Origin of the sequence: Franconibacter daqui (genome assembly GCF_014644275.1) — a bacterium.
GTDB classification, from domain to species: Bacteria; Pseudomonadota; Gammaproteobacteria; order Enterobacterales; family Enterobacteriaceae; genus Franconibacter; species Franconibacter pulveris.
The window spans coordinates 130,909-150,595 of the sequence record NZ_BMKJ01000005.1 but is presented as its reverse complement, the minus strand read 5'-3'; the positions used below and the strand labels follow the sequence as shown (position 1 = coordinate 150,595).

At 60.4% G+C, this 19,687-nt stretch carries 16 protein-coding genes; 6 read left to right on the top strand and 10 right to left on the bottom strand.

Annotation, left to right across the window (positions count from 1 at the left end):
- Window positions 1-447 precede the first annotated feature (447 nt).
- Genes entH through entC form a run of 5 tightly spaced genes read right to left on the bottom strand, consistent with a single transcriptional unit; the run spans window position 448 to window position 5,269 of the window.
- Window positions 448-861, bottom strand: coding sequence for a proofreading thioesterase EntH (entH, locus tag IEX01_RS16350; RefSeq protein WP_024558673.1), 414 nt, complete (start codon window positions 859-861; stop codon window positions 448-450).
- Window positions 862-1,614: a 2,3-dihydro-2,3-dihydroxybenzoate dehydrogenase EntA gene (gene entA / locus IEX01_RS16345; protein WP_024558674.1), complete on the bottom strand. Its 753-nt coding sequence runs from the start codon at window positions 1,612-1,614 to the stop codon at window positions 862-864.
- Window positions 1,611-2,474, bottom strand: coding sequence for an isochorismatase (locus IEX01_RS16340; RefSeq protein WP_188724181.1), 864 nt, complete (start codon window positions 2,472-2,474; stop codon window positions 1,611-1,613). The genes entA and IEX01_RS16340 overlap by 4 nt, the downstream gene beginning before the upstream one ends.
- A gap of 9 nt (window positions 2,475-2,483) precedes the next feature.
- The gene (locus tag IEX01_RS16335) at window positions 2,484-4,088 is read right to left on the bottom strand and encodes a (2,3-dihydroxybenzoyl)adenylate synthase (protein WP_188724180.1); all 1,605 of its coding nucleotides are present in this window, start codon (window positions 4,086-4,088) and stop codon (window positions 2,484-2,486) included.
- Complete coding sequence (entC, locus tag IEX01_RS16330) at window positions 4,085-5,269, bottom strand: isochorismate synthase EntC (RefSeq protein WP_188724179.1); 1,185 nt, start codon at window positions 5,267-5,269, stop codon at window positions 4,085-4,087. Before entC ends, IEX01_RS16335 begins: the two co-directional genes overlap by 4 nt.
- 188 nt (window positions 5,270-5,457) lie before the next feature.
- Between entC and fepB the strand changes: the two genes are divergently transcribed.
- Window positions 5,458-6,417, top strand: a complete 960-nt coding sequence (gene fepB / locus IEX01_RS16325) for a Fe2+-enterobactin ABC transporter substrate-binding protein (protein ID WP_029697066.1) — start codon at window positions 5,458-5,460, stop codon at window positions 6,415-6,417.
- Window positions 6,418-6,442: 25 nt separating this feature from the next.
- On the opposite strand, the gene entS is transcribed toward fepB, so the two are convergent.
- Complete coding sequence (gene entS / locus IEX01_RS16320) at window positions 6,443-7,687, bottom strand: enterobactin transporter EntS (RefSeq protein ID WP_188724178.1); 1,245 nt, start codon at window positions 7,685-7,687, stop codon at window positions 6,443-6,445.
- A gap of 107 nt (window positions 7,688-7,794) precedes the next feature.
- Here entS and fepD point away from each other — a divergent pair, with 107 nt between their 5' ends.
- The 3 genes from fepD to fepC are packed head-to-tail and all read left to right on the top strand — an operon-like array spanning window position 7,795 to window position 10,576.
- The gene (fepD, locus tag IEX01_RS16315) at window positions 7,795-8,802 is read left to right on the top strand and encodes a Fe(3+)-siderophore ABC transporter permease (RefSeq protein WP_188724177.1); all 1,008 of its coding nucleotides are present in this window, start codon (window positions 7,795-7,797) and stop codon (window positions 8,800-8,802) included.
- On the top strand, window positions 8,799-9,788 hold the full coding sequence (gene fepG, locus IEX01_RS16310) for an iron-enterobactin ABC transporter permease (RefSeq protein ID WP_024558681.1): 990 nt from the start codon (window positions 8,799-8,801) through the stop codon (window positions 9,786-9,788). The genes fepD and fepG overlap by 4 nt, the downstream gene beginning before the upstream one ends.
- On the top strand, window positions 9,785-10,576 hold the full coding sequence (fepC, locus tag IEX01_RS16305; RefSeq protein WP_024558682.1) for an iron-enterobactin ABC transporter ATP-binding protein: 792 nt from the start codon (window positions 9,785-9,787) through the stop codon (window positions 10,574-10,576). The genes fepG and fepC overlap by 4 nt, the downstream gene beginning before the upstream one ends.
- A gap of 663 nt (window positions 10,577-11,239) precedes the next feature.
- Here fepC and maeB read toward each other — a convergent pair.
- A complete protein-coding gene (maeB, locus tag IEX01_RS16300) occupies window positions 11,240-13,519 on the bottom strand; it encodes an NADP-dependent oxaloacetate-decarboxylating malate dehydrogenase (protein WP_188724176.1) in 2,280 nt (759 codons plus the stop codon).
- A 291-nt stretch (window positions 13,520-13,810) separates the two neighbouring features.
- Between maeB and tal the strand changes: the two genes are divergently transcribed.
- A complete protein-coding gene (gene tal, locus IEX01_RS16295; RefSeq protein ID WP_024558684.1) occupies window positions 13,811-14,761 on the top strand; it encodes a transaldolase in 951 nt (316 codons plus the stop codon).
- Between the two features lie 19 nt (window positions 14,762-14,780).
- Entirely contained in the window at window positions 14,781-16,775 is a 1,995-nt protein-coding gene (gene tkt, locus IEX01_RS16290; protein ID WP_024558685.1) for a transketolase, read from the top strand.
- A gap of 41 nt (window positions 16,776-16,816) precedes the next feature.
- On the opposite strand, the gene IEX01_RS16285 is transcribed toward tkt, so the two are convergent.
- The 3 genes from IEX01_RS16285 to nudK form a co-directional block, all read right to left on the bottom strand.
- On the bottom strand, window positions 16,817-17,767 hold the full coding sequence (locus IEX01_RS16285; RefSeq protein ID WP_373289693.1) for a hypothetical protein: 951 nt from the start codon (window positions 17,765-17,767) through the stop codon (window positions 16,817-16,819).
- Window positions 17,768-17,839: 72 nt separating this feature from the next.
- On the bottom strand, window positions 17,840-18,892 hold the full coding sequence (locus tag IEX01_RS16280; RefSeq protein WP_024558687.1) for a DUF1176 domain-containing protein: 1,053 nt from the start codon (window positions 18,890-18,892) through the stop codon (window positions 17,840-17,842).
- Window positions 18,893-19,025: 133 nt separating this feature from the next.
- The gene (gene nudK, locus IEX01_RS16275) at window positions 19,026-19,601 is read right to left on the bottom strand and encodes a GDP-mannose pyrophosphatase NudK (RefSeq protein ID WP_024558688.1); all 576 of its coding nucleotides are present in this window, start codon (window positions 19,599-19,601) and stop codon (window positions 19,026-19,028) included.
- Between the last annotated feature and the right edge of the window lie 86 nt (window positions 19,602-19,687).

Below are 19,687 nucleotides of genomic sequence, written 5' to 3'. Positions count from 1 at the left end.
CGGGGTTGGCGCAGGGATTTACGTCAGTCTGCTAGCGGGATCACGGGAAGGGGCGAAGGGAAAACCCGGGGACGGCTGCTTGTCCCTGGGAGTTTAAACACGATTTCTGATGCGAATGCGCAGGTGAGCCAAAAATCAGCGGTGCAGCGAGGGCTTTCTCCAGCTTCAAAACCGCCTTCCGTGCTGGCGGCGGACCGGACACGCCGGATGGCCCCGGCATGACCGACCCGAAGCCAGATGACAGCGCGGAAGGTCTGCCCCGAAGAGGGGCGATTTTAAGCCGGGAGCCGGGATGGTTTAGGGAGCGGCGACGAGCTCCCTTAGCATGTTCGCCTGATGGAAGGTGAAATATAAAAACCATCTTCCGGCGAACAGAACCTTTCACCGTCTGCGCACCCTCAACGTATGCAAAGGCAACAAGACGGATGTCCTGCAAGTCACGCTCCTTTACCCCAGCACCGCCGTACTCAGCCTGCTGGTGCAGCAGCGCCTGCCCTGCTCGTCGAAAATCACAATCTCCCAGCTCTGGCTCTGCCTGCCAAGGTGCAGCGGCTGGCAAACGCCGCGCACCGTGCCCTGCGAAACCGCACGGTGATGGGTGGCGTTAAGCTCCGTGCCGACCACGCACTGACCGTCGCGGGTGGTGAGATAACCCGCCATTGAACCCAGCGTTTCCGCCAGCGCCGCCGAGGCGCCGCCATGCAGCAGGCCGAACGGCTGATGGGTGCGGGCGTCCACCGGCATGGTCGCCTCAAGCAGGTCGTCGCCAAGCCGGGTGTAAACGATGCCAAGATGCGCCACCATCGTCCCTTCGCTGGTGGCATTAAGCGCCTCCAGCGTCATGTGCCGTTTCCAGATCATCTATGCCCCCAGCGTTGAGCCGCCGTCGATAACGAGATCCTGCAGCGTAATGTGGCTCGCCTGGGCGGACGCCAGGAACAGGATAGCGTTGGCAATCTCCTGCGGACGGGCGATTTTACCCAGCGGGATACCGAGCTTGAACTGCTCTGCGAAGCCGCGAATGCGCTGCTGTTCGGCATCTTCACTCTTCCAGAGCGTACGCTGCATATCGGTATCCGTTGAGCCAGGCGAAACCAGATTCGCCCGCACGCCGAAGGGGGCAAGCTCGAGGCCTACGGTCAGCGCCAGGCTTTTCAGCGCCGCTTTCGACGCGCCATAGGCGGACATGCCAATGCGCGGCGTGTGCGCGGCGTCAGAGGCTACCGTGACGATAGCCCCGCCCTTTTGCGCGCGAAACTGCGCCATGGTCTGCTGAAAGAAGTTAAACGCGCCGCCAACGTTTACCGCAAAGGTCTGCTGCCAGTCGGTGGCGGAAAGCTCGTCCGTCGGCCCCATACGCAAAATGCCGGCGGCGTTAATCAGCACATCGAGGCGCTTTTCTGCCGCCAGCAAACGCTGGCAGGTACGCGCAACGGCGGCGGCGTCCGCCACATCCAGCGTTTCGCACGCAAACGGATAATTTTCCTGTTCAAAGGCGAGGTCGAAACCCACGACGCTTGCACCCGCTTCCACAAACGCCAGCGCCGTGGCGTAGCCGATGCCTTTGCCCGCGCCGGTCACCCAGACCGTCTGGCCGCTAAAATCAAGGCTCATGCCTGCGGCTCCCGGGCGAGCAGCGCCCACCAGGCGTCCAGCGTCGGGTTTTTCGCCAGCATGACGAAGTCGATATCGCCATGCGCTTTGCGCCAGCGGGCGGCCAGCGCCATCATGCACACGGAGTCGAGACCGTAGTCGATAAGGTTCTCATCATCTTCCGGCTCGTCGGATTCATCCAGCAGCGGCAGGATCAACGCGCGAAGTTCCGCTTTGCTCTGCGGCAGTTCGGCTTTCGCCGCGATATCGCGGGTCATCACCACGCGGCCAGCGCGCCCTGCGACATATTTCAGCGCCATCAGGTGCTCTTCACGGCTGAAGTCCGCCAGCGCGTCCGCCACCATAAAGGGCTTAATGTCGCGCATAAAGGCGTCTGTTGCGGTGATCATGCAGCCAATGTGCGCATAGACGCCGCAAATAATCAGCTGGTCGCGACCCGCTTCTTTCAGCGCCTGCTCCAGCGGCGAGCGGTGAAACGCGCTGTAGCGCCATTTCACTAACACGGTATCGTCTGCGTCCGGGGTAAGGGCATCCACCACTTTTTGTTTATCGGGATGGTTGTTTAGCCCCGGGCCCCACATGTCGTTCAGCAGCGCGCGGTCGGCATCGCTCTGGTTGTTAGGTTGCGCGGTGTAGTAAACCGGGATGCCGTTCTGTTTGCAGAACTGACGCAGCGCGACGACATTCGCCACAACCTGCTCGATCATCGGGCAGTTTTCACCCCAGAAGTTAAGGAAATAGTCCTGCATGTCGTGGATAAGCAGCGCCGCGCGGTCTGGCTCAAACGCCCACTGGACTTTGTTATGTGGCATGTCTGCCGCTGTCGGCAATGCATAGGCGTTCAGTTTTGGAATAGCCATGTTCTCTCCTTACTCAGATGCGGACTGACGCGCCGCCAGCCACTGACGCAATTGTTTTTTATCCACTTTGCCGACGGGCGTAAGCGGCAGTTCGTCGACGCGCTCCACGCGATCCGGCAGCTTGAAATCGGCGACGCCAAGCTCACGCAGAAAGCGGCGGATCTCCACCGCCTTTACCGGGCGGGAGGTGACGATATAAGCGCAGCTTTTCTCGCCCATCAGGCTGTCTTCCATCGAGACCAGCGCGGCATGAACGATAGCCTCATGGCTGAGCAGCAGGTTTTCGATCTCTTCGGCTGCGATCTTCTCGCCGCCGCGGTTGATCTGATCTTTCTCGCGCCCTTTTACGGTGATGTAGCCCTGCTCATCGATGGCGATCAGATCGCCCGAGCAGTAAAAGCCGTTTTTATCAAAGGCGCGGGCGTTGTGTTCCGGGCTGTTGTAGTAGCCGCGGAAGGTATAAGGGCCGCGCGTCATCAGGCGGCCGACTTCGCCGGGCGGCAGCGGTTCGCCGTTTTCATCCGCGACCCAGACTTCGTCATCCGGGCTCATCGGGCGCCCCTGGGTGGTGAAGATGCGCTCATCCGGGTCGTCCAGGCGGGTGTAGTTCACAAGCCCCTCCGCCATGCCGAACACCTGCTGCAACTGGCAACCGAGCTCCGCCGGAATACGCGCGGCGAGAGAATCGGAAAGGCGAGCGCCGCCAACCTGCAACAGCTTCAGCGAGGCGAGCTGCGCGTCAGAACCCCCTTCCCCCACCGCCTGCAGCCAGAGACTGACGGCGGGCGGCACCAGCGCGGTGACGTTAATCTGATGCTGTTCAATCAGCGGAAAGCAGAGCGTGGCGCTCGGGTCGCTCGCCAGCACCACGCAGCCCCCGCCAAAGAAGACGCCGAGCGCGCCGGGCGAGCTCATCGGGTAGTTATGGGCGGCGGGTAGCGCGCAGAGGTAGCGCGTTTCGCTATCAAAACGGCAAATCTCTACGCTGCGGCGAATGCTGTAGTAGTAGTCGTTGTGCGTGCGCGGAATCAGCTTTGGCGTGCCGGTGCTGCCGCCGGAAAGCTGGAAAAAAGCCACTTCATCCGGCGCGGAAGGCGAGGCGACAATGTTATCTGCCGGCTCGTCAATCAGCGCTTCCAGCGTGTCGTTGCGTAGGGCGATAACGCGCAGCGAAGGCGTTCTGGCTTTCAGCGTTTCAAGCCAGGCGTCGTCGCCAAACAGGCCGTGCTCGCGGTCGGCAATCAGCAGTGCCGGGGCAATCTGGCTGGCGTAGGCGTCAAGCTCGGTGCGCTGGTGGCTGAAAAGCGCGTTAACGGAAGCCACGCCGATTTTCCACAGCGCGAACAGCGTGATGTAAAACTCCGCAACGTTGCCAAGCTGCACCAGCGCGGTATCGCCGGTTTTCAGCCCGCGGCGCTGCAGCGCGCCCGCAAGACGCGTGGCGGCCTGCTCCAGCTCGCGATAGCTGAAGCGGCGCTCGCCGTCTACCAGCGCCGTCGCGTCGCTGCTGGCGTGGCGGCTTAAAATATCGGTGAGCGGCAGATCCAGCCAGTAGCCTTTTTCACGGTAGCGGACGGCGAAATCATCTGGCCAGCGGGTATAAGGGAGGGTCATGCAGGGCTTCCTTCATTCAGTCCAAATACGTTGAGCATGGTCGAGAGCTTGACGCCGGTTTCGCGCCATTCGCTCTGTGGCTCAGAGGCGGGCACAATGCCTGCGCCGGCGAAAAGCCGCACGCGGTTGCCGTTAAGCTGCGCGCAGCGGATAGTCACCACCCACTCGCCATTGCCCTGGTCATCGCACCAGCCGACAATGCCGCCGAACAGTTCACGGTCGAACGGCTCCAGCTCGGCGATAAGCGTTTTGGCTATCTCATGGGGGAAGCCGCTCAGGGCGGGCGTCGGGTGCAGCAGGCAGGCGAGCGTTAGCGCGTTATCGCGGGCGTCCTGCGTCTCGCCTTCAATGGCGGTGGCAAGGTGCCAGAGGGTGGGCGTGGTGATAAGCGCCGGCGTTTCCGGCACGCTGAGCAGGCGGCTGCGCGGCGCCAGCACGGTTTTCATCGCTTTCGTCACCAGCTCATGTTCATGCCTGTCTTTCGCAGAACGCAGCAGTTGATTACCCGCCTCCTTGTCCTGCGCTTCATCCTGCATGCGACGGGCGGAACCGGCCAACGGCAGCGAGCTGAAACACTCGCCCGATTTGCGCAGCAGCAGCTCCGGGCTTGCGCCAAGCAGCGCCCCGCCCGCTTCCAGCGGCACGTGGAAATTAAAACTGGTGGGGTTCTGGGCGATAAGCCGCTCCAGCAGCGCAACGCTGTCGGGCGCGTCTTGCGTCGTGATATCGATAAGGCGCGACAGCACGATTTTATCGACGCGCGGCGTGTCGGTAAGCGCGGCGGCGCGGGCCACCATCTCCATAAACTGCGGCTGTTCAGGAATCGCCTGACGGCGCGTTACCTGCAGCGGTTTTTGCGGCTTTACGCTGCTGCGATAACGCTGGCGGTTAAAGACGCGCCACGTTTGGGGAATAAACAGCGCCGAAGGCTTGCGGGTGTCGAACGGAATGGCGCCGACGACGATGGGGTTGCTGACGCCCTGCGCGCGGGCGGCGGTGAAGTGGTTTTGCAACGCCTTCTGGAAGGCTCCGTTGCGATCGGCGCCATCGGCGGCAGGCGTCGTCAACCGGGCGAAACAGCCGGAAGTGGCCAGGCTGCGATACGGCGACATGAAGAAAAAGCTGTCTGGTGAAAGGGTTATCCTCCCCACTTGCGTTTCCTCAGCCAAAGACGTGTCCATGCGCTCCTCCAAAAATGATAAGAGAACTGATAATTGTTATCATTTGTATTTGGTGGCGTAACCTAAGACGAAACGCCGGGCATGTCAACCGACGCCACATTTTCCGTTAAGCGGCGCGCTTGCATCGCTGCGGTAAATAGTGAAAATGAGAAGCATTACTAACCTTGCTTTTTACAGGATGCAACGCTGTGATCTCCCATTTCGCCCGACGGGCGCTGCTGCTTTTCAGTGCACTGGTTTTAGGATTTTCCTCACTCACGCAGGCGGCGGAATGGCCGCGTCAGGTGACCGACAGCCGCGGCGTGCAAACGCTGGAAAAAGCGCCGCAGCGCATTGTTTCCACAAGCGTAACCCTGACTGGTTCGCTGCTGGCGCTGGACGCGCCCGTGGTGGCAAGCGGCGCGACCACGCCCGGCAACCGGCTGGCGGACGACCAGGGCTTTCTGCGCCAGTGGGGAGAGATTGCGAAAAAGCGTAACGTGCAGCGCCTGTACATTGGCGAACCGAACGCCGAGGCGGTAGCGGCGCAGATGCCGGACCTGATTTTAATCAGCGCCACCGGCGGCGACTCGGCGCTGGCGCTTTACGAACAGCTCTCCGCTATCGCCCCCACGCTTATCATCAATTACGACGACAAAAGCTGGCAGCAGTTGTTAACCCAGCTTGGGCAGATAACCGGCCATGAGAAAGAGGCGCAGGCGCGCATTGCACGCTTCGCGCAAGAGCTTGACCAGGTGAAAGCGCACATGAAGCTGCCGCCGCAGCCCGTGAGCGCGCTGGTCTACAACGCCGCCGCGCATGGGGCGAACCTCTTTACGCCGATGTCCGCTCAGGGGCAGCTGTTGCAGCAGTTGGGCTTTACCCTCGCGACGCCGCCGTTGCTGCCTGCGCTTAGCAGCATGGGCAAGCGCCATGACATCGTACAGTTGGGGGGTGAAAACCTGGCTGCGGGGCTGAACGGCGAATCGCTCTTTCTCTTCGCCAGCGATGAAAAAGACGCTCAGGCGCTTACCGGCAACGCCCTGCTCTCTCATCTGCCCGCGGTGCAAAACCAGCGCGTTTATGCGCTGGGGCCAGAGACCTTCCGCCTGGATTATTACAGCGCGAGCCTGATACTCGAACGGCTGGCGACGTTATTTAAAGCGTAAAAAAGGGGCCGCACGGCCCCTTCTCTTATGGCTTCACCAATTGCGGCGGCGGCTGCCGCAGGCGGCGAAGCTCGCTTAACAGCAGCGTAAGCGCAACGCCTGCAACCGCCAGCGCCATTCCACTGACGCTCGCCGAGCTGACCGGCGAGAGCGCAACGCCCATGCCGCCCAGCAGCGCCGCGCCAATCGCATCGCCCGTTACGTTCTGCGCGGTCCACAGCCCATTAATACGCCCGAGCATGTGGTCCGGCGTCTGCGTCTGAATCAGCGTGTACTGAACCAGCGAGCTGATGCCGCTCAGGTAGCCGAACAGCGCGAGGCAGACAACCCCTAAGCCCCAGAACGGCATCAGGCTGAAAATGCCTACCGCGACGAACGCCAGCACGGAAGTGAAGAGCATAACGCGCCCCGGCTGCGTGGAGTGCGCCAGCCGACCGCTGGTGAGAGCGCCTGCCGCCGCCCCCAGCGGTACGGCGGCGTAAAGCGCGCCGATTTCGCCGCTCGCCATCTGCCAGTGGTTAGCCAGCGCCGGATAAAGCACGCGCACCGCGCTCGCCATCGTGAGCAGGGCGCCGATAAGCGCCACGCCGCCCACCACCGGGCTTGCCAGCAGAAAGCGAAACGCGCTCGCCAGCGCCTTTAGCGGATGCTCGCGCTGCATCTGCGGCGCAGGCAGTTTTGGTAGCGTAAGCAGCGGCAGCAGCGTGATGAAGGTGCCGAGCGCCGCCAGCGCGTAATTCCATGTTACGCCGCCAGAGGCCAGCAGCAGGCCGCCGATAAGCGGCGAAATAACCGACCCCAGACGCACCGTCAGCATGGTAATCGCCCCCGCCTGCATCAAATTTTCTCGCCCGACAATTGCGGGCGTGGCGGCCAGCAGCGCCGTGACGCCAATCGCGCCGAAAAAGCCGTCCCACAGGCCAAGCAGGTAAATGACGACAAGCGAAGGCTCAGGCAGCATGGCGTTAATCCACAGCCCGATAAACCCCACGCCGCAGGTGGAGCGCGCCAGCAGAATCAGTTTTTTGCGCTCATGGCGGTCCGCCAGCACGCCGCCGGTCATCAGGCCGATAAACATCGCCCCGCCGGTGAGCGTGACCGAAAGCCCCACCTGAAAAGGGGAGCCGGTGAGCGTCTGGATCTGCACCGGCACCGCCACGCCGAGCAGCCCCAGCGCGAGGATGGAAATAAAACGCGCCAGGAAGACAGCGCGGTAAGCCGGATGGGTTTTCAATAAACTCAGGTTGAGCAACAGCGAATGTCGGTTCATTACAGGGCCTTGAGAGCGAATTTTCCTTACCGATTAACGGGACGCCCATGCTAACATAGCCCGATAAGAGTGATAATAACTATCATTATCGTTATGGGATGTGCGTTATGTCGGCCTCACGGTTTTCAGCACGGGCTTTCTCCCTGCTGGGCCTTTTTCTTTTTTTGCTGCTTATCGCGGCGTTAAGTTTGTTGGTGGGCGCTAAGTCCATACCGTTGTCGGTGGTGCTGGACGCCCTGAGCGGTCAGTGCCGGAGCGCGGACTGCACCATTGTGCTTGATGCGCGGCTGCCGCGAACGCTGGCGGGCCTGCTCGCGGGCGGCGCGCTGGGCGTGGCGGGCGCGCTGATGCAAACCCTCACTCGCAACCCGCTGGCGGACCCGGGCCTGCTTGGCGTCAACGCCGGAGCGAGTTTCGCTATCGTCATCGGCGCCGCCCTGTGGGGCGCCTCCTCTTCGCTTTCCCTGCTGGGTTTTGCCTTCGCCGGCGCGCTGTGCGCCTCGCTTATCGTCGCCTTTACCGGCAGCGCAGGCGGCGGTCAGCTCAGCCCGGTGCGTCTGACGCTGGCTGGCGTCGCGCTTACCGCCGTGCTGGAAGGCTTTACCAGCGGCGTCTCGCTGCTCAACCCGGTGGTTTACGACAGGCTGCGCTTCTGGCAGGCGGGTTCGCTCGACATTCGCACGCTTTCTACCCTCAAAATCATCGTTCTGCCGGTGCTGTCGGGCATGGCGCTGGCGCTGGGATTAAGCCGCGCGCTAAACAGCCTGAGCATGGGCAGCGATACGGCGACCGCGCTCGGCAGCCGGGTGGTGCGCACACAGCTGCTTGGCCTGCTGGTGATAACGGTGCTGTGCGCCAGCGCGACGGCGGCCGTCGGTCCCATCGCCTTTATCGGTTTGATGATGCCGCACATGGCGCGCTGGCTGGTGGGGCCGGATCACCGCTGGTCATTGCCGGTTACGCTGCTCGCCACCCCCGCCCTGCTGCTGCTGGCCGATATGATTGGCCGGCTGATCGTGCCGGGTGAAATGCGCGTTTCGGTGGTGAGCGCGTTTATCGGCGCGCCGGTGCTGATTTATCTGGTGCGCCGCCGTCGCGGCGGGGTGTCGTTATGAAGGCTTCTCCTCGCTTATGGCTGGTCAGCGGCCTGTTTTTGCTGCTCAGCGCCGCGTTTGCCGTATGGGCGCTGGGCCAGGGCGCCGTTTCGCTGAGCATCGCTCAGGTCGCGGATGCGCTACGGGGCGATGCCCCACGTAACGTATCCCTCATTGTCATGGAGTGGCGTTTGCCCCGAGTGACGATGGCGCTGCTGCTCGGCGCGGCGCTTGGCGTCAGCGGCGCGATTTTTCAGTCTTTAATGCGTAACCCCTTAGGCAGCCCGGATGTGATGGGTTTTAATACCGGCGCCTGGAGCGGCGTGCTGGTGGCGATGGTGCTGTTTGGTCAACATCAGACGGCCATCGCCGCGGCGGCGATGGCGGGCGGCATCCTTACCTCGCTTGCCGTCTGGGCGCTTGCCTGGCGAAACGGCATCGACACCTTCCGGCTGATTATCATCGGCATCGGCCTGCGCGCCATGCTGGTGGCGTTCAATACCTGGCTTTTATTGCAGGCCTCGCTTGAGACGGCGTTGTCCGCAGGCCTGTGGAACGCCGGGTCGCTTAACGGCATCACATGGAGCAAAACGTTCCCCGCCGCGCCGCTGATGCTGCTGGGTCTGCTGGCGAGCGCGCTGCTGGTGCGCCGGATGCGGCTTTTAGAGATGGGCGACGACAGCGCCTGCGCGCTCGGCGTGCCGGTTGAGCGCTCGCGCCTGCTGCTGATGCTGGTCGCCGTCGTGCTGACCGCCGCCGCCACGGCGCTTGCAGGCCCCATTTCGTTTGTCGCGCTGGTGGCGCCGCACATCGCCCGCCGTCTGAGCCGCACCGCCCGCTGGGGGCTTTTCCAGTCGGCGCTCTGCGGCGCGCTGCTGTTGCTCGCCGCCGACCTTGGCGCGCAGCACCTCTTTGCCCCTTATCAGCTGCCGGTGGGCGTGGTCACCGTCAGCCTCGGCGGTCTTTATCTTATCGCCTTGTTGATTCAGGAGTCCCGTAAGCGATGAGCACCTTAACGCGCCTGCATGGCGATGCCCTGACGCTGGGCTATGGCGACTACCTCGTTGCCGAAAACCTCAGCGTGACAATCCCGGACGGCCAGTTTACCGCCATCATCGGCCCGAACGGCTGCGGCAAATCGACGCTGCTTCGCACCTTAAGCCGCCTGATGAAGCCTGCGGCGGGCAGCGTGTGGCTGGATGGCGAGCAGATCCAGCGCTACGCCACGAAAGAGGTCGCCCGGCGCATTGGGCTGCTGGCGCAAAACGCCAGCGCGCCGGGGGATATTACGGTGCAGGAGCTGGTGGCGCGCGGACGATACCCCCACCAGCCGCTGTTTACCCGCTGGCGCGAGGAAGATGAGCGCGCGGTACAAAAGGCGATGGCGGCGACGGGCGTGGCTTCGCTTGCGCATCTTGGCGTGGATACCCTCTCCGGCGGCCAGCGGCAGCGGGCCTGGATAGCCATGGTGCTGGCGCAGGAAACCTCTATCATGCTGCTGGATGAACCCACCACCTGGCTTGATATCAGCCACCAGATAGATTTGCTGGAGCTACTGAGCGAGCTGAACCGCGAGCAGGGTTATACGCTGGCGGCAGTGCTGCATGACCTTAACCAGGCGTGCCGCTACGCGACGCATCTGATTGCGCTGCGGGAAGGGAAAATCGTGGCGGAAGGCGCGCCGAAGGAGATAGTGACGCCAGCGTTGATTGAGGCGATTTACGGTCTGCGCTGCATGATTATCGAAGACCCGGTGGCGGGTACGCCGCTGGTTGTACCGTTGGGGCGGCGTTAACCGCTCTTTTCCCTCGTGGTGCAGAACGGATAGCGCAGCGCTAACCCATCCTACAAAAAATAACCTGAATTCCAAGTCTTAACGCGGATGCGAGGTTTTTTTTCTGCGGCTGCCCTTCTGCCGCGAGCCGGGATTGTTAAGGGGGCGGCGGCGAGCCCCCTTAACCCGTTCGCGGGATGCGAGATTTCATGTGCACGCGACGCAAAGGCGAACGTCACCTTTCACCGCCCGCACAGATACCCCTCACCCCGCCCCTCTCCCCAGTGGAGAAAGGGAGAAGCCGCCGCTCCAGCAAAAGAACGGCTTAGAGGTTGACTCTGCCGTAAGGCGGGTTAGCGCAGCCGCCACCCGCCAGTGCGCCATCGGAAAAAGAGAGGCGGTTTCGCTTATCCATCCTACGAAAATCCAGAATTCACAACCAACGCGGATGCGGGGGTTTTCCTGCGGCTGCCCTTCTGCCGCGAGCCGGGATTGTTAAGGGGGCGGCGGCGAGCCCCCTTAACCCGTTCGCGGGATGCGAGATTTCATGTGAACGCGACGCAAAAGCGAACGGCACCTTTCACCGCCCCCACAGATACCCCTCACCCCGCCCCTCTCCCCAACGGGGAGAGGGCGAAAGCCGCCGCTCCAGCAAGAGAACGGAGCGTTACGTTTAACAACCGATCACAGCGGCTGCGTCTGCGCTTCCACCACCGCCAGCGCCACCATATTGACAATGCGGCGCACCGAGGCGATAGGCGTCAGCACATGCACCGGCTTCGCCACGCCCATCAGGACCGGCCCGACGGTCACCCCTTCGGAGCTGGAAACGCGAAGTAAGTTGTAACTAATTCGCGCCGCTTCCACGTTCGGCATGATAAGGATATTGGCGGAACCTTTCAGCGGGCTGTCCGGCATGCGGTCGTTGCGGATGCTTTCAATCAGCGCCGCGTCGCCGTGCATTTCGCCATCTATCATCAACTCCGGCGCACACTCGCGCACCAGCCGCAGCGTTTCACGCATCTTGGTGGCGGCGGGTGAATTCGACGAACCGTAGTTAGAGTGCGAAAGCAGCGCTACCTTCGGCTCAATGCCAAACCGACGCACGGTTTCCGCCGCCATCACGGTAATCTCCGCCAGCTGTTCCGGCGCAGGGTCGTCATTAACATACGTATCAGCGATAAAGGTGTTGCCGCTCGGCAGCAGCAGCGCATTCATCGCGCCCGCCGCTTTTACCCCTTCGCGATAGCCGAAAATCTCCTGAACAACACTGAAATGTTCGTGATAATCACCGATGGTGCCGCAAATCATCGCATCCGCTTCGCCGCGATGAACCATGATCGCGCCAATCACCGTGGTGTTGCCGATCACCGCGCGCTGCGCCTGCTCCTGGGTGACGCCGCGACGCTTCATGATGGTGTAGTACTCGTTCCAGTACTCTTTAAAACGCGGGTCCGATTCGTTATTCACTATCTCAAAATCCACCCCGGGCTGAATTTGCAGGCCCAGCTTTTTCAAACGCATTTCGATGACGCTCGGGCGGCCCACCAGAATCGGCTTCGCCAGGCCAAGCGTGACCAGCTCCTGCGTGGCGTGCAGCACGCGCGCCTCTTCCCCTTCCGCTAACACGACGCGTTTCGGATCGGTGCGCGCCTGGGAGAAAATCGGCTTCATAAAGAGGTTGGTTTTGTAAACGAACTCGGTGAGCTTGTCTTTATAGGCTTCGAAATCATCAATCGGCCGCGTCGCCACGCCGGAATCCATCGCCGCCTTCGCCACCGCAGGGGCGATTTTCACGATAAGACGCGGATCGAACGGTTTCGGGATAATGTAGTCCGGCCCGAACGAAAGCTCCTGGTCGCCATAGGCGGAAGCGACCACTTCGCTTTGCTCGGCGTGGGTTAGTTCCGCAATGGCGTGTACCGCAGCGAGCTTCATCTCTTCGTTAATGGCGGTCGCGCCCACATCCAGCGCGCCGCGGAAGATGAACGGGAAGCAGAGCACGTTGTTGACCTGATTCGGATAGTCCGAGCGCCCCGTACAGATGATGGCGTCCGGACGCACTTCTTTCGCCAGCGGCGGCAGGATTTCCGGCTCCGGGTTCGCCAGCGCCAGGATAAGCGGCGAATCCGCCATCTGTTTTACCATCTCCTGGGTGAGTACTTTCGGGCCGGAGCAGCCCAGGAAAATATCCGCGCCTTCAATTACCTCGCCCAGCGTGCGCTTGCCGTTATCGTCAATCGCATAGGCGGCTTTGGTCTCCGCCATGTTCGCTTCACGGCCTTTGTAGATAACGCCTTTGGAATCGCAGACCACAATGTTGTGCTTCTGCATGCCAAGCGCCACCAGCAGGTTCATACAGGCGATAGCGGAGGCGCCCGCGCCGGAAACCACCAGCCGCACGTCGGAGATAGTCTTTTTCACCACCCGCAGGCCGTTTAACACCGCAGCGGTACAGATAATCGCGGTGCCGTGCTGGTCATCATGAAACACCGGAATGTTCATGCGCTCGCGCAGCTTCTGCTCAATATAGAAGCACTCAGGCGCTTTGATGTCTTCGAGGTTAATGCCGCCGAAAGTGGGTTCGAGCGCGGCCACCACATCAATCAGTTTATCCGGATCGTGTTCGTCGATTTCGATATCAAACACATCGATACCGGCGAATTTCTTAAACAGCACGCCTTTGCCTTCCATCACCGGCTTGCCGGCCAGCGCGCCGATGTTGCCAAGCCCAAGCACCGCCGTACCGTTGGAGATAACGGCCACCAGGTTGCCGCGGGCGGTATATTTGTGCGCCGCCAGCGGGTCCGCCGCAATCTCAAGACAGGGCGCGGCGACGCCCGGCGAATAGGCCAGCGCCAGGTCGCGCTGCGTGGCGAGGGGTTTGGTAGGCGAGACCTGAATTTTTCCGGGCACCGGAAATTCATGGAAGTCGAGGGCGCTTTGCTTCAGTTGATCATCCATTTGTTCGATCCTTTTTTATCTGTCTTTCAGTAAGGTCAGAGGGGCGAACCGTCACTGGCACGCCTGAGAGGCGAATAGTATGGCTGCTTGCGACGCCGTAAACTTTGAACGCTCCCAAAATTCCCGGCCGTAAGGTAAGGAATGTTAGCAATTTATAGAGAGTATGTTACCTAACGCCAGAAGCAACGCCACGCTCGTCTGCTATGCTTTTTAGTTATGTTCTCTATGAGTTTTTCCGGAGCGTGTCAGGAAACGCTCTGCTAAGCATTTGCTTTTCAAGGAGTATTGACCATGAACCAGCTAGAAGGCATCAAACAATTCACCACCGTAGTCGCCGACAGCGGCGACATTGAATCCATCCGGCACTATCAGCCGCAGGATGCGACCACTAACCCTTCCCTGCTGCTGAAAGCCGCAAGTCTTGAGCATTATCAACACCTTTTCGAAGATGCGCTCGCCTGGGGCAAGCAGCGCGGTAAAACGCAGGAACAGCAGGTCGCCGAAGCGAGCGACAAGCTGGCGGTCAATGTGGGTGCGGAAATTCTGAAAAGCATCCCGGGCCGCGTTTCCACGGAAGTGGACGCCCGCCTGTCGTTTGATAAAGAAAAAAGCATGCAGAAGGCGCGCCACCTGGTAGAGCTTTACCAGGATCAAGGCGTCGACCGGGATCGCATTCTGATCAAACTCGCCTCAACCTGGGAAGGCATCCGCGCCGCTGAGGAGCTGGAGAAAGAGGGCATCAAGTGCAACCTGACGCTGCTCTTCTCCTTCGCCCAGGCGCGCGCCTGCGCCGAAGCGGGGGTTTATCTGATTTCGCCGTTCGTCGGCCGTATCTACGACTGGTACAACAGCCGCAAGCCGATGGACCCGTATGTCGTGGATGAAGACCCGGGCGTGAAGTCGGTGCGCAATATCTACGACTACTACAAACAGCACAATTACGACACCATCGTTATGGGCGCAAGCTTCCGCCGTACCGAGCAGATTCTGGCGCTGGCGGGCTGCGACCGTCTGACCATCTCCCCTAACCTGCTTAAAGAGTTGCAGGAAAAAGAGGACGTCGTGGAACGCAAGCTTATCCCCAATAAACAAGGCTACCGCCGTCCGGAACCGCTGACCGAAGCGGAGTTCCGCTGGGAGCATAACCAGGACGCGATGGCCGTTGAAAAACTTGCCGAGGGCATTCGCCAGTTCGCCGTGGACCAGCGCGCGCTGGAAGATCTGCTCGCCGCCAAACTTTAACTTTGCCATGGAGTGAAACATGTCACGACAGCAGTTAGCTAACGCCGTCCGCGCCCTGAGTATGGATGCGGTGCAAAAAGCGAAGTCCGGCCATCCGGGCGCGCCGATGGGCATGGCGGATATCGCCGAAGTATTGTGGAATGATTTCCTGAAGCACAATCCGACCAACCCGGCATGGTATGACCGCGACCGTTTTATTCTCTCTAACGGTCACGCCTCTATGCTGCTTTACAGCCTGCTGCATCTTTCAGGCTACGACCTGCCGATGGAAGAGCTGAAAAACTTCCGCCAGCTCCACTCCAAAACGCCCGGCCACCCGGAAATCGGCTATACGCCGGGCGTGGAAACCACCACCGGGCCGCTCGGCCAGGGGCTGGCGAACGCGGTAGGCCTGGCAATTGCCGAACGCACGCTGGCGGCGCAGTTCAACCGTCCGGATCATGAGATTGTCGACCACTTCACCTATGTCTTCATGGGCGACGGTTGCTTAATGGAAGGCATCTCGCACGAGGTCTGCTCGCTGGCGGGCACGCTGGGGCTTGGCAAGCTGATTGGCTTCTACGACCACAACGGTATTTCCATTGACGGCGAAACCGAAGGCTGGTTTACCGATGATACGGCGAAGCGCTTCGAAGCCTACAACTGGCATGTGGTCCATGAGATTGACGGCCACGACCCGCAGGCGGTCAAGCGCGCTATCGAAGAGGCGCAGAGCGTGAAGGACAAGCCTTCGCTGATTATCTGCCGTACGGTGATAGGCTTTGGCTCGCCGAATAAGTCAGGTAAAGAGGAAGCGCACGGCGCGGCGCTCGGCGAAGAAGAAGTGGCGCTGACGCGCAAGCAGCTTGGCTGGAACTATCCGCCGTTTGAAATTCCGCAGGAGATCTACCAGGCCTGGGATGCTCGCGAAAAAGGCCAGCAGCAGGAAGCGAGCTGGAAAGACAAATTCGCCGCTTATGAAAAAGCGCACCCGGAGCTGGCGGCAGAATTTAACCGGCGCATGAGCGGCGGCCTGCCGGAGAACTGGGAGCAGCTTACCCAGGATTACATTAAGAAGCTGCAGGCGGAACCGGCGAAAATCGCCACCCGTAAAGCGTCGCAAAACGCGCTTAACGCTTACGGCCCGTCATTGCCGGAGCTGCTCGGCGGTTCAGCGGACCTTGCGCCAAGCAACCTCACCATCTGGTCGGGTTCAACATCGCTTAAGGAAAACGAAGCGGGTAACTATATCCATTACGGCGTGCGTGAATTCGGCATGACGGCTATCGCCAACGGCATTGCCCATCATGGCGGCTTCGTACCTTATACCGCTACCTTCCTGATGTTCGTCGAGTACGCCCGCAACGCGGCGCGCATGGCCGCGCTGATGAGCGCTCGCCAGATTATGGTTTATACCCACGACTCGATTGGTCTTGGCGAAGACGGCCCGACGCACCAGGCGGTGGAACAGCTGGCGAGCCTGCGGCTAACGCCGAACTTCACCAGCTGGCGCCCGTGCGACCAGGTGGAAGCGGCGGTGGCCTGGAAAGCGGCCGTGGAACGCCATAACGGCCCGACCGCGCTGATCCTCTCTCGCCAGAACCTGGCGCAGATGGACCGTACGCCGGAGCAGGTTGAGAATATTGCCCGCGGCGGCTATGTGCTGAAAGAGAGCGACGGCAAGCCGGACGTTATCCTCATCGCTACCGGTTCGGAAGTGGAAATTACCATGCAGGCGGCGGAACAACTGACCGCCGAAGGCCATAAGGTGCGCGTGGTGTCGCTGCCTTCCACCGACGTGTTTGAAGCCCAGGATGAAGCGTACCGAGAGTCGGTGCTGCCTTCCGACGTGGAAGCGCGCGTAGCCGTGGAGGCGGGCATTGCGGATTACTGGTACAAATATGTCGGCCTGAAGGGCGCGATTGTCGGCATGACTGGCTATGGCGAATCTGCGCCCGCGGAAAAACTCTTCCCGTTCTTCGGTTTTACGGTAGAGAACGTGGTGGAAAAAGCAAAAAAAGTGCTTAAGAAGTAAAGCTGCTGGCGATTCAGCCGCCGGGCTGAATCGCCACACTTTTAATTAAGCACGTTGAGCGGCACGGACGCTTTCTCAATCACAATATCCTCTTTCTCTTCGTCCCATTTCGCCTGCGCCACGATGACCTGGCCTGGATGTCGCGCGTCACGGGCGACCAGTTCTTTCCCCTGCGCGTTTTCCTGCACATTGGTATTCATTGAAAACGAAGGGATGGCCTTTACCCACTGTTTTTGCTGAATGTCATAGAGATAAGCCACGCTCCAGGCGCTGGTCCACCATTGGGGGTAAATGAGCAGGCGATCGCGGCCGCTCTCATCCAGCCCGGCAAGAGTTTCGACCCCGCCGCCGATGCAGGAGGGCAGCTTCGCAGGCGCTATCGCCGGGTCGCTGTTCCAGACGTCGCACTCGCAGTCGCCGCTTTCATCGCAAACGCCGCCGGTTTTGGGATCGCTTGCGCTCAGCCAGGCATAGCTTTTGGTCACGCCATTAAAGCGCCCGCCCGCGACCCGGTAATCTTTTTCTTTTTGCTGGTTAGACTCGGTTATCCAGTCGCTTTCTTCACGGATGCGCCAGCCTTCAGCCTGCTTTGCCACCAGCAGGGTCGCCGGGTAGTAACGCTCGCTGGATGCCTCAAGCCCTGCGGCTTTCACGAAAGTCACCTGCGCGGCGGGCTGCGCCTCATCAAGCGCGTCAATGGTCAGCCTGTTGACGATTTTCTGGGTGTAGTGAGGATGTTTCTGCACAAACGCCGCGTTCTGCTCAACCACAGCGCTCAATGGCAGGGTTTTGCCATAAAACGTAATCTGCCCGGCATACAGAGCGGCAGCAGAGGCCGCCTGCGGACGATTTTTAAAAACGTTCCACTGCGCGATAAGCTTGCCTATTTCCTGCTCATCCTGCGGCGTCAACGCCGCGCCAGCGCAGGCCAGAGGTAAAAAGAACATCAACGCCGCCGCGCCGCGCATCCCTTTGCTGCCAGTAACCGCCATTTGCCGCCGCCTCTTTTTGTCTTGCTAAGTCCGCGAAAATATACGCAAAAAAGCGCAGCGGCAACAACGGGATTATTTTGTTACCCAGAGAATGGGCCAGCTGTCGGGGCCGTTCCAGCCGTCGCAGCTTGGCTCTTCGGCGTAGCGCACCAGCCGAAAACGCTGTCCGTCATAGCGCCAGCGTGTGGCGACGCCGCAGTCGCCCATCCCGCGCCCTTTGGCAAGCGTGGCGAGCTCTTTGGTTTTCTCGTTATAGGTTGCGTTCATCAGCTCCAGATCCGGGTTATCGCTCGCGGGCGTAAAGGGCAGCCGCAGCCTGACCGGCCAGGAGGCGAAAGGCTTTTTGCGCGATACCAGCCAGGCGAGATCGACCGTGTTATACGCGCCCGCTTCGCAGCTGATTATCATCAGCGCTTTGTCATCGCTTAACGCTGACACGCGCACTTCGCGCCGCGCCGGGTCCAGCGAACACTGGCTGTTGTTCATGCGCCACGCGCCGTAATCAAGCAGATCGTTAAGCTCACTTTGGGAGAGCGGCGTAGGCGTCGGGTTGGTGATAGCGACCTCTTTGAGCGCAGGCGCAGGCGGCACGCTAAGCGGCGGCTCGTCACCCTTTTTGATCCATGCAGTTTCGCTGCCGATGCGCTTTTGCTGCGCATCGATAAACATTAACGCCGCCTTGAGCCCGGCAAGTGAAAGGTTACCTGCGCCGCCCTTAAGCGTAATGGCGGAGGCTTCCTGTATCTGCGTCAAAAAGGCGTTGATGGTCGTCGGGTCGTCGGTAGCCATGCGGTTAGGGCTGATGCGCCATTTATCACCCGCAGGCGTCAACGATTTATCATCAAGCAACAGACGCGGCGCAATGGGCGGCGTTTTAGGCGGGATTTTATTCAGGCCGTTAAGGTTGCCGAAGTCGATACGCAGTTGCGCATCGGCCCGCGCGCCGGCGCTGCGGGAGAGCGTCATCACCAGGCCCTGGTGCTCGCCGGTGTTGCGGGCCTGGCAAAAGTTCTGGTTGTTGCAGGTAACTTGCCAGTCGGTAAAGTTTTTTTGTACTGGCGCGGCGAAAGCGCAGGGCGCCAGAAACAAAAAAAACGTAAGCAATGGAAAAAGGCGAGACGACATGAACGGCACATACCCTGAACAAAAAGAGGTCAACTGAGGATTTATGCGCCTATCTTCATCGCCTGCCGCAGGCTGCTCAATCAGATTTATCGGATTGATTCATTTAAAATACCTGTTTAATTGCCTCGCGAAATCAATACATTATTCCACTGGCATGCAGGTGCTGTAGCAAGATCACCGTTTTAGCGTCGCGGATTTCCCCGCTTTTTACTTGTGCCAGCGCGTCGCTGAACAACATTTCCAGCACTTCTATCTCTTCGTCTTCCACGCCGCCGCCCGCACTGGCGCGCTGTGCGTCGCTGTATTCGGCGATAAAAAGATGCACAATTTCGGTAACGCCGCCCGGCGACATATAAAGTTCAAAGACCTTAGTGGCATTGCCGACTTCATAGCCCGTCTCTTCAATCGCCTCTTTGCGAATGCAAACTTCCGGTTCGTCGTCATCAAGCAGGCCCGCGCAGGCTTCTATTAGCATACCGTCGGCGTTGCCGTTCAACCAGGTGGCGACGCGGAACTGGCGAATCAGCACCACGCTTTGCTTTTCGCGGTTATAAAGCAGAACGGCGGCGCCGTTGCCCCGGTCATAGACTTCGCGCTTGTGGCGGATAACTTCGCCATTTTTTCGCGTCAGGTCATAGGTCACGTTGCGCAGGACAAAATAGTTTTCGGAGAGGATTTTATCTTTAACAAGAGTAATGTTGAGCGACATCGCGGCTTCCTGTTCAACACTGTCGGGTCGTTTATAGTAAGCCGCCGGAAGGGATTTGTCGCGCGAAGGCGTCTGAAACCCCTCCC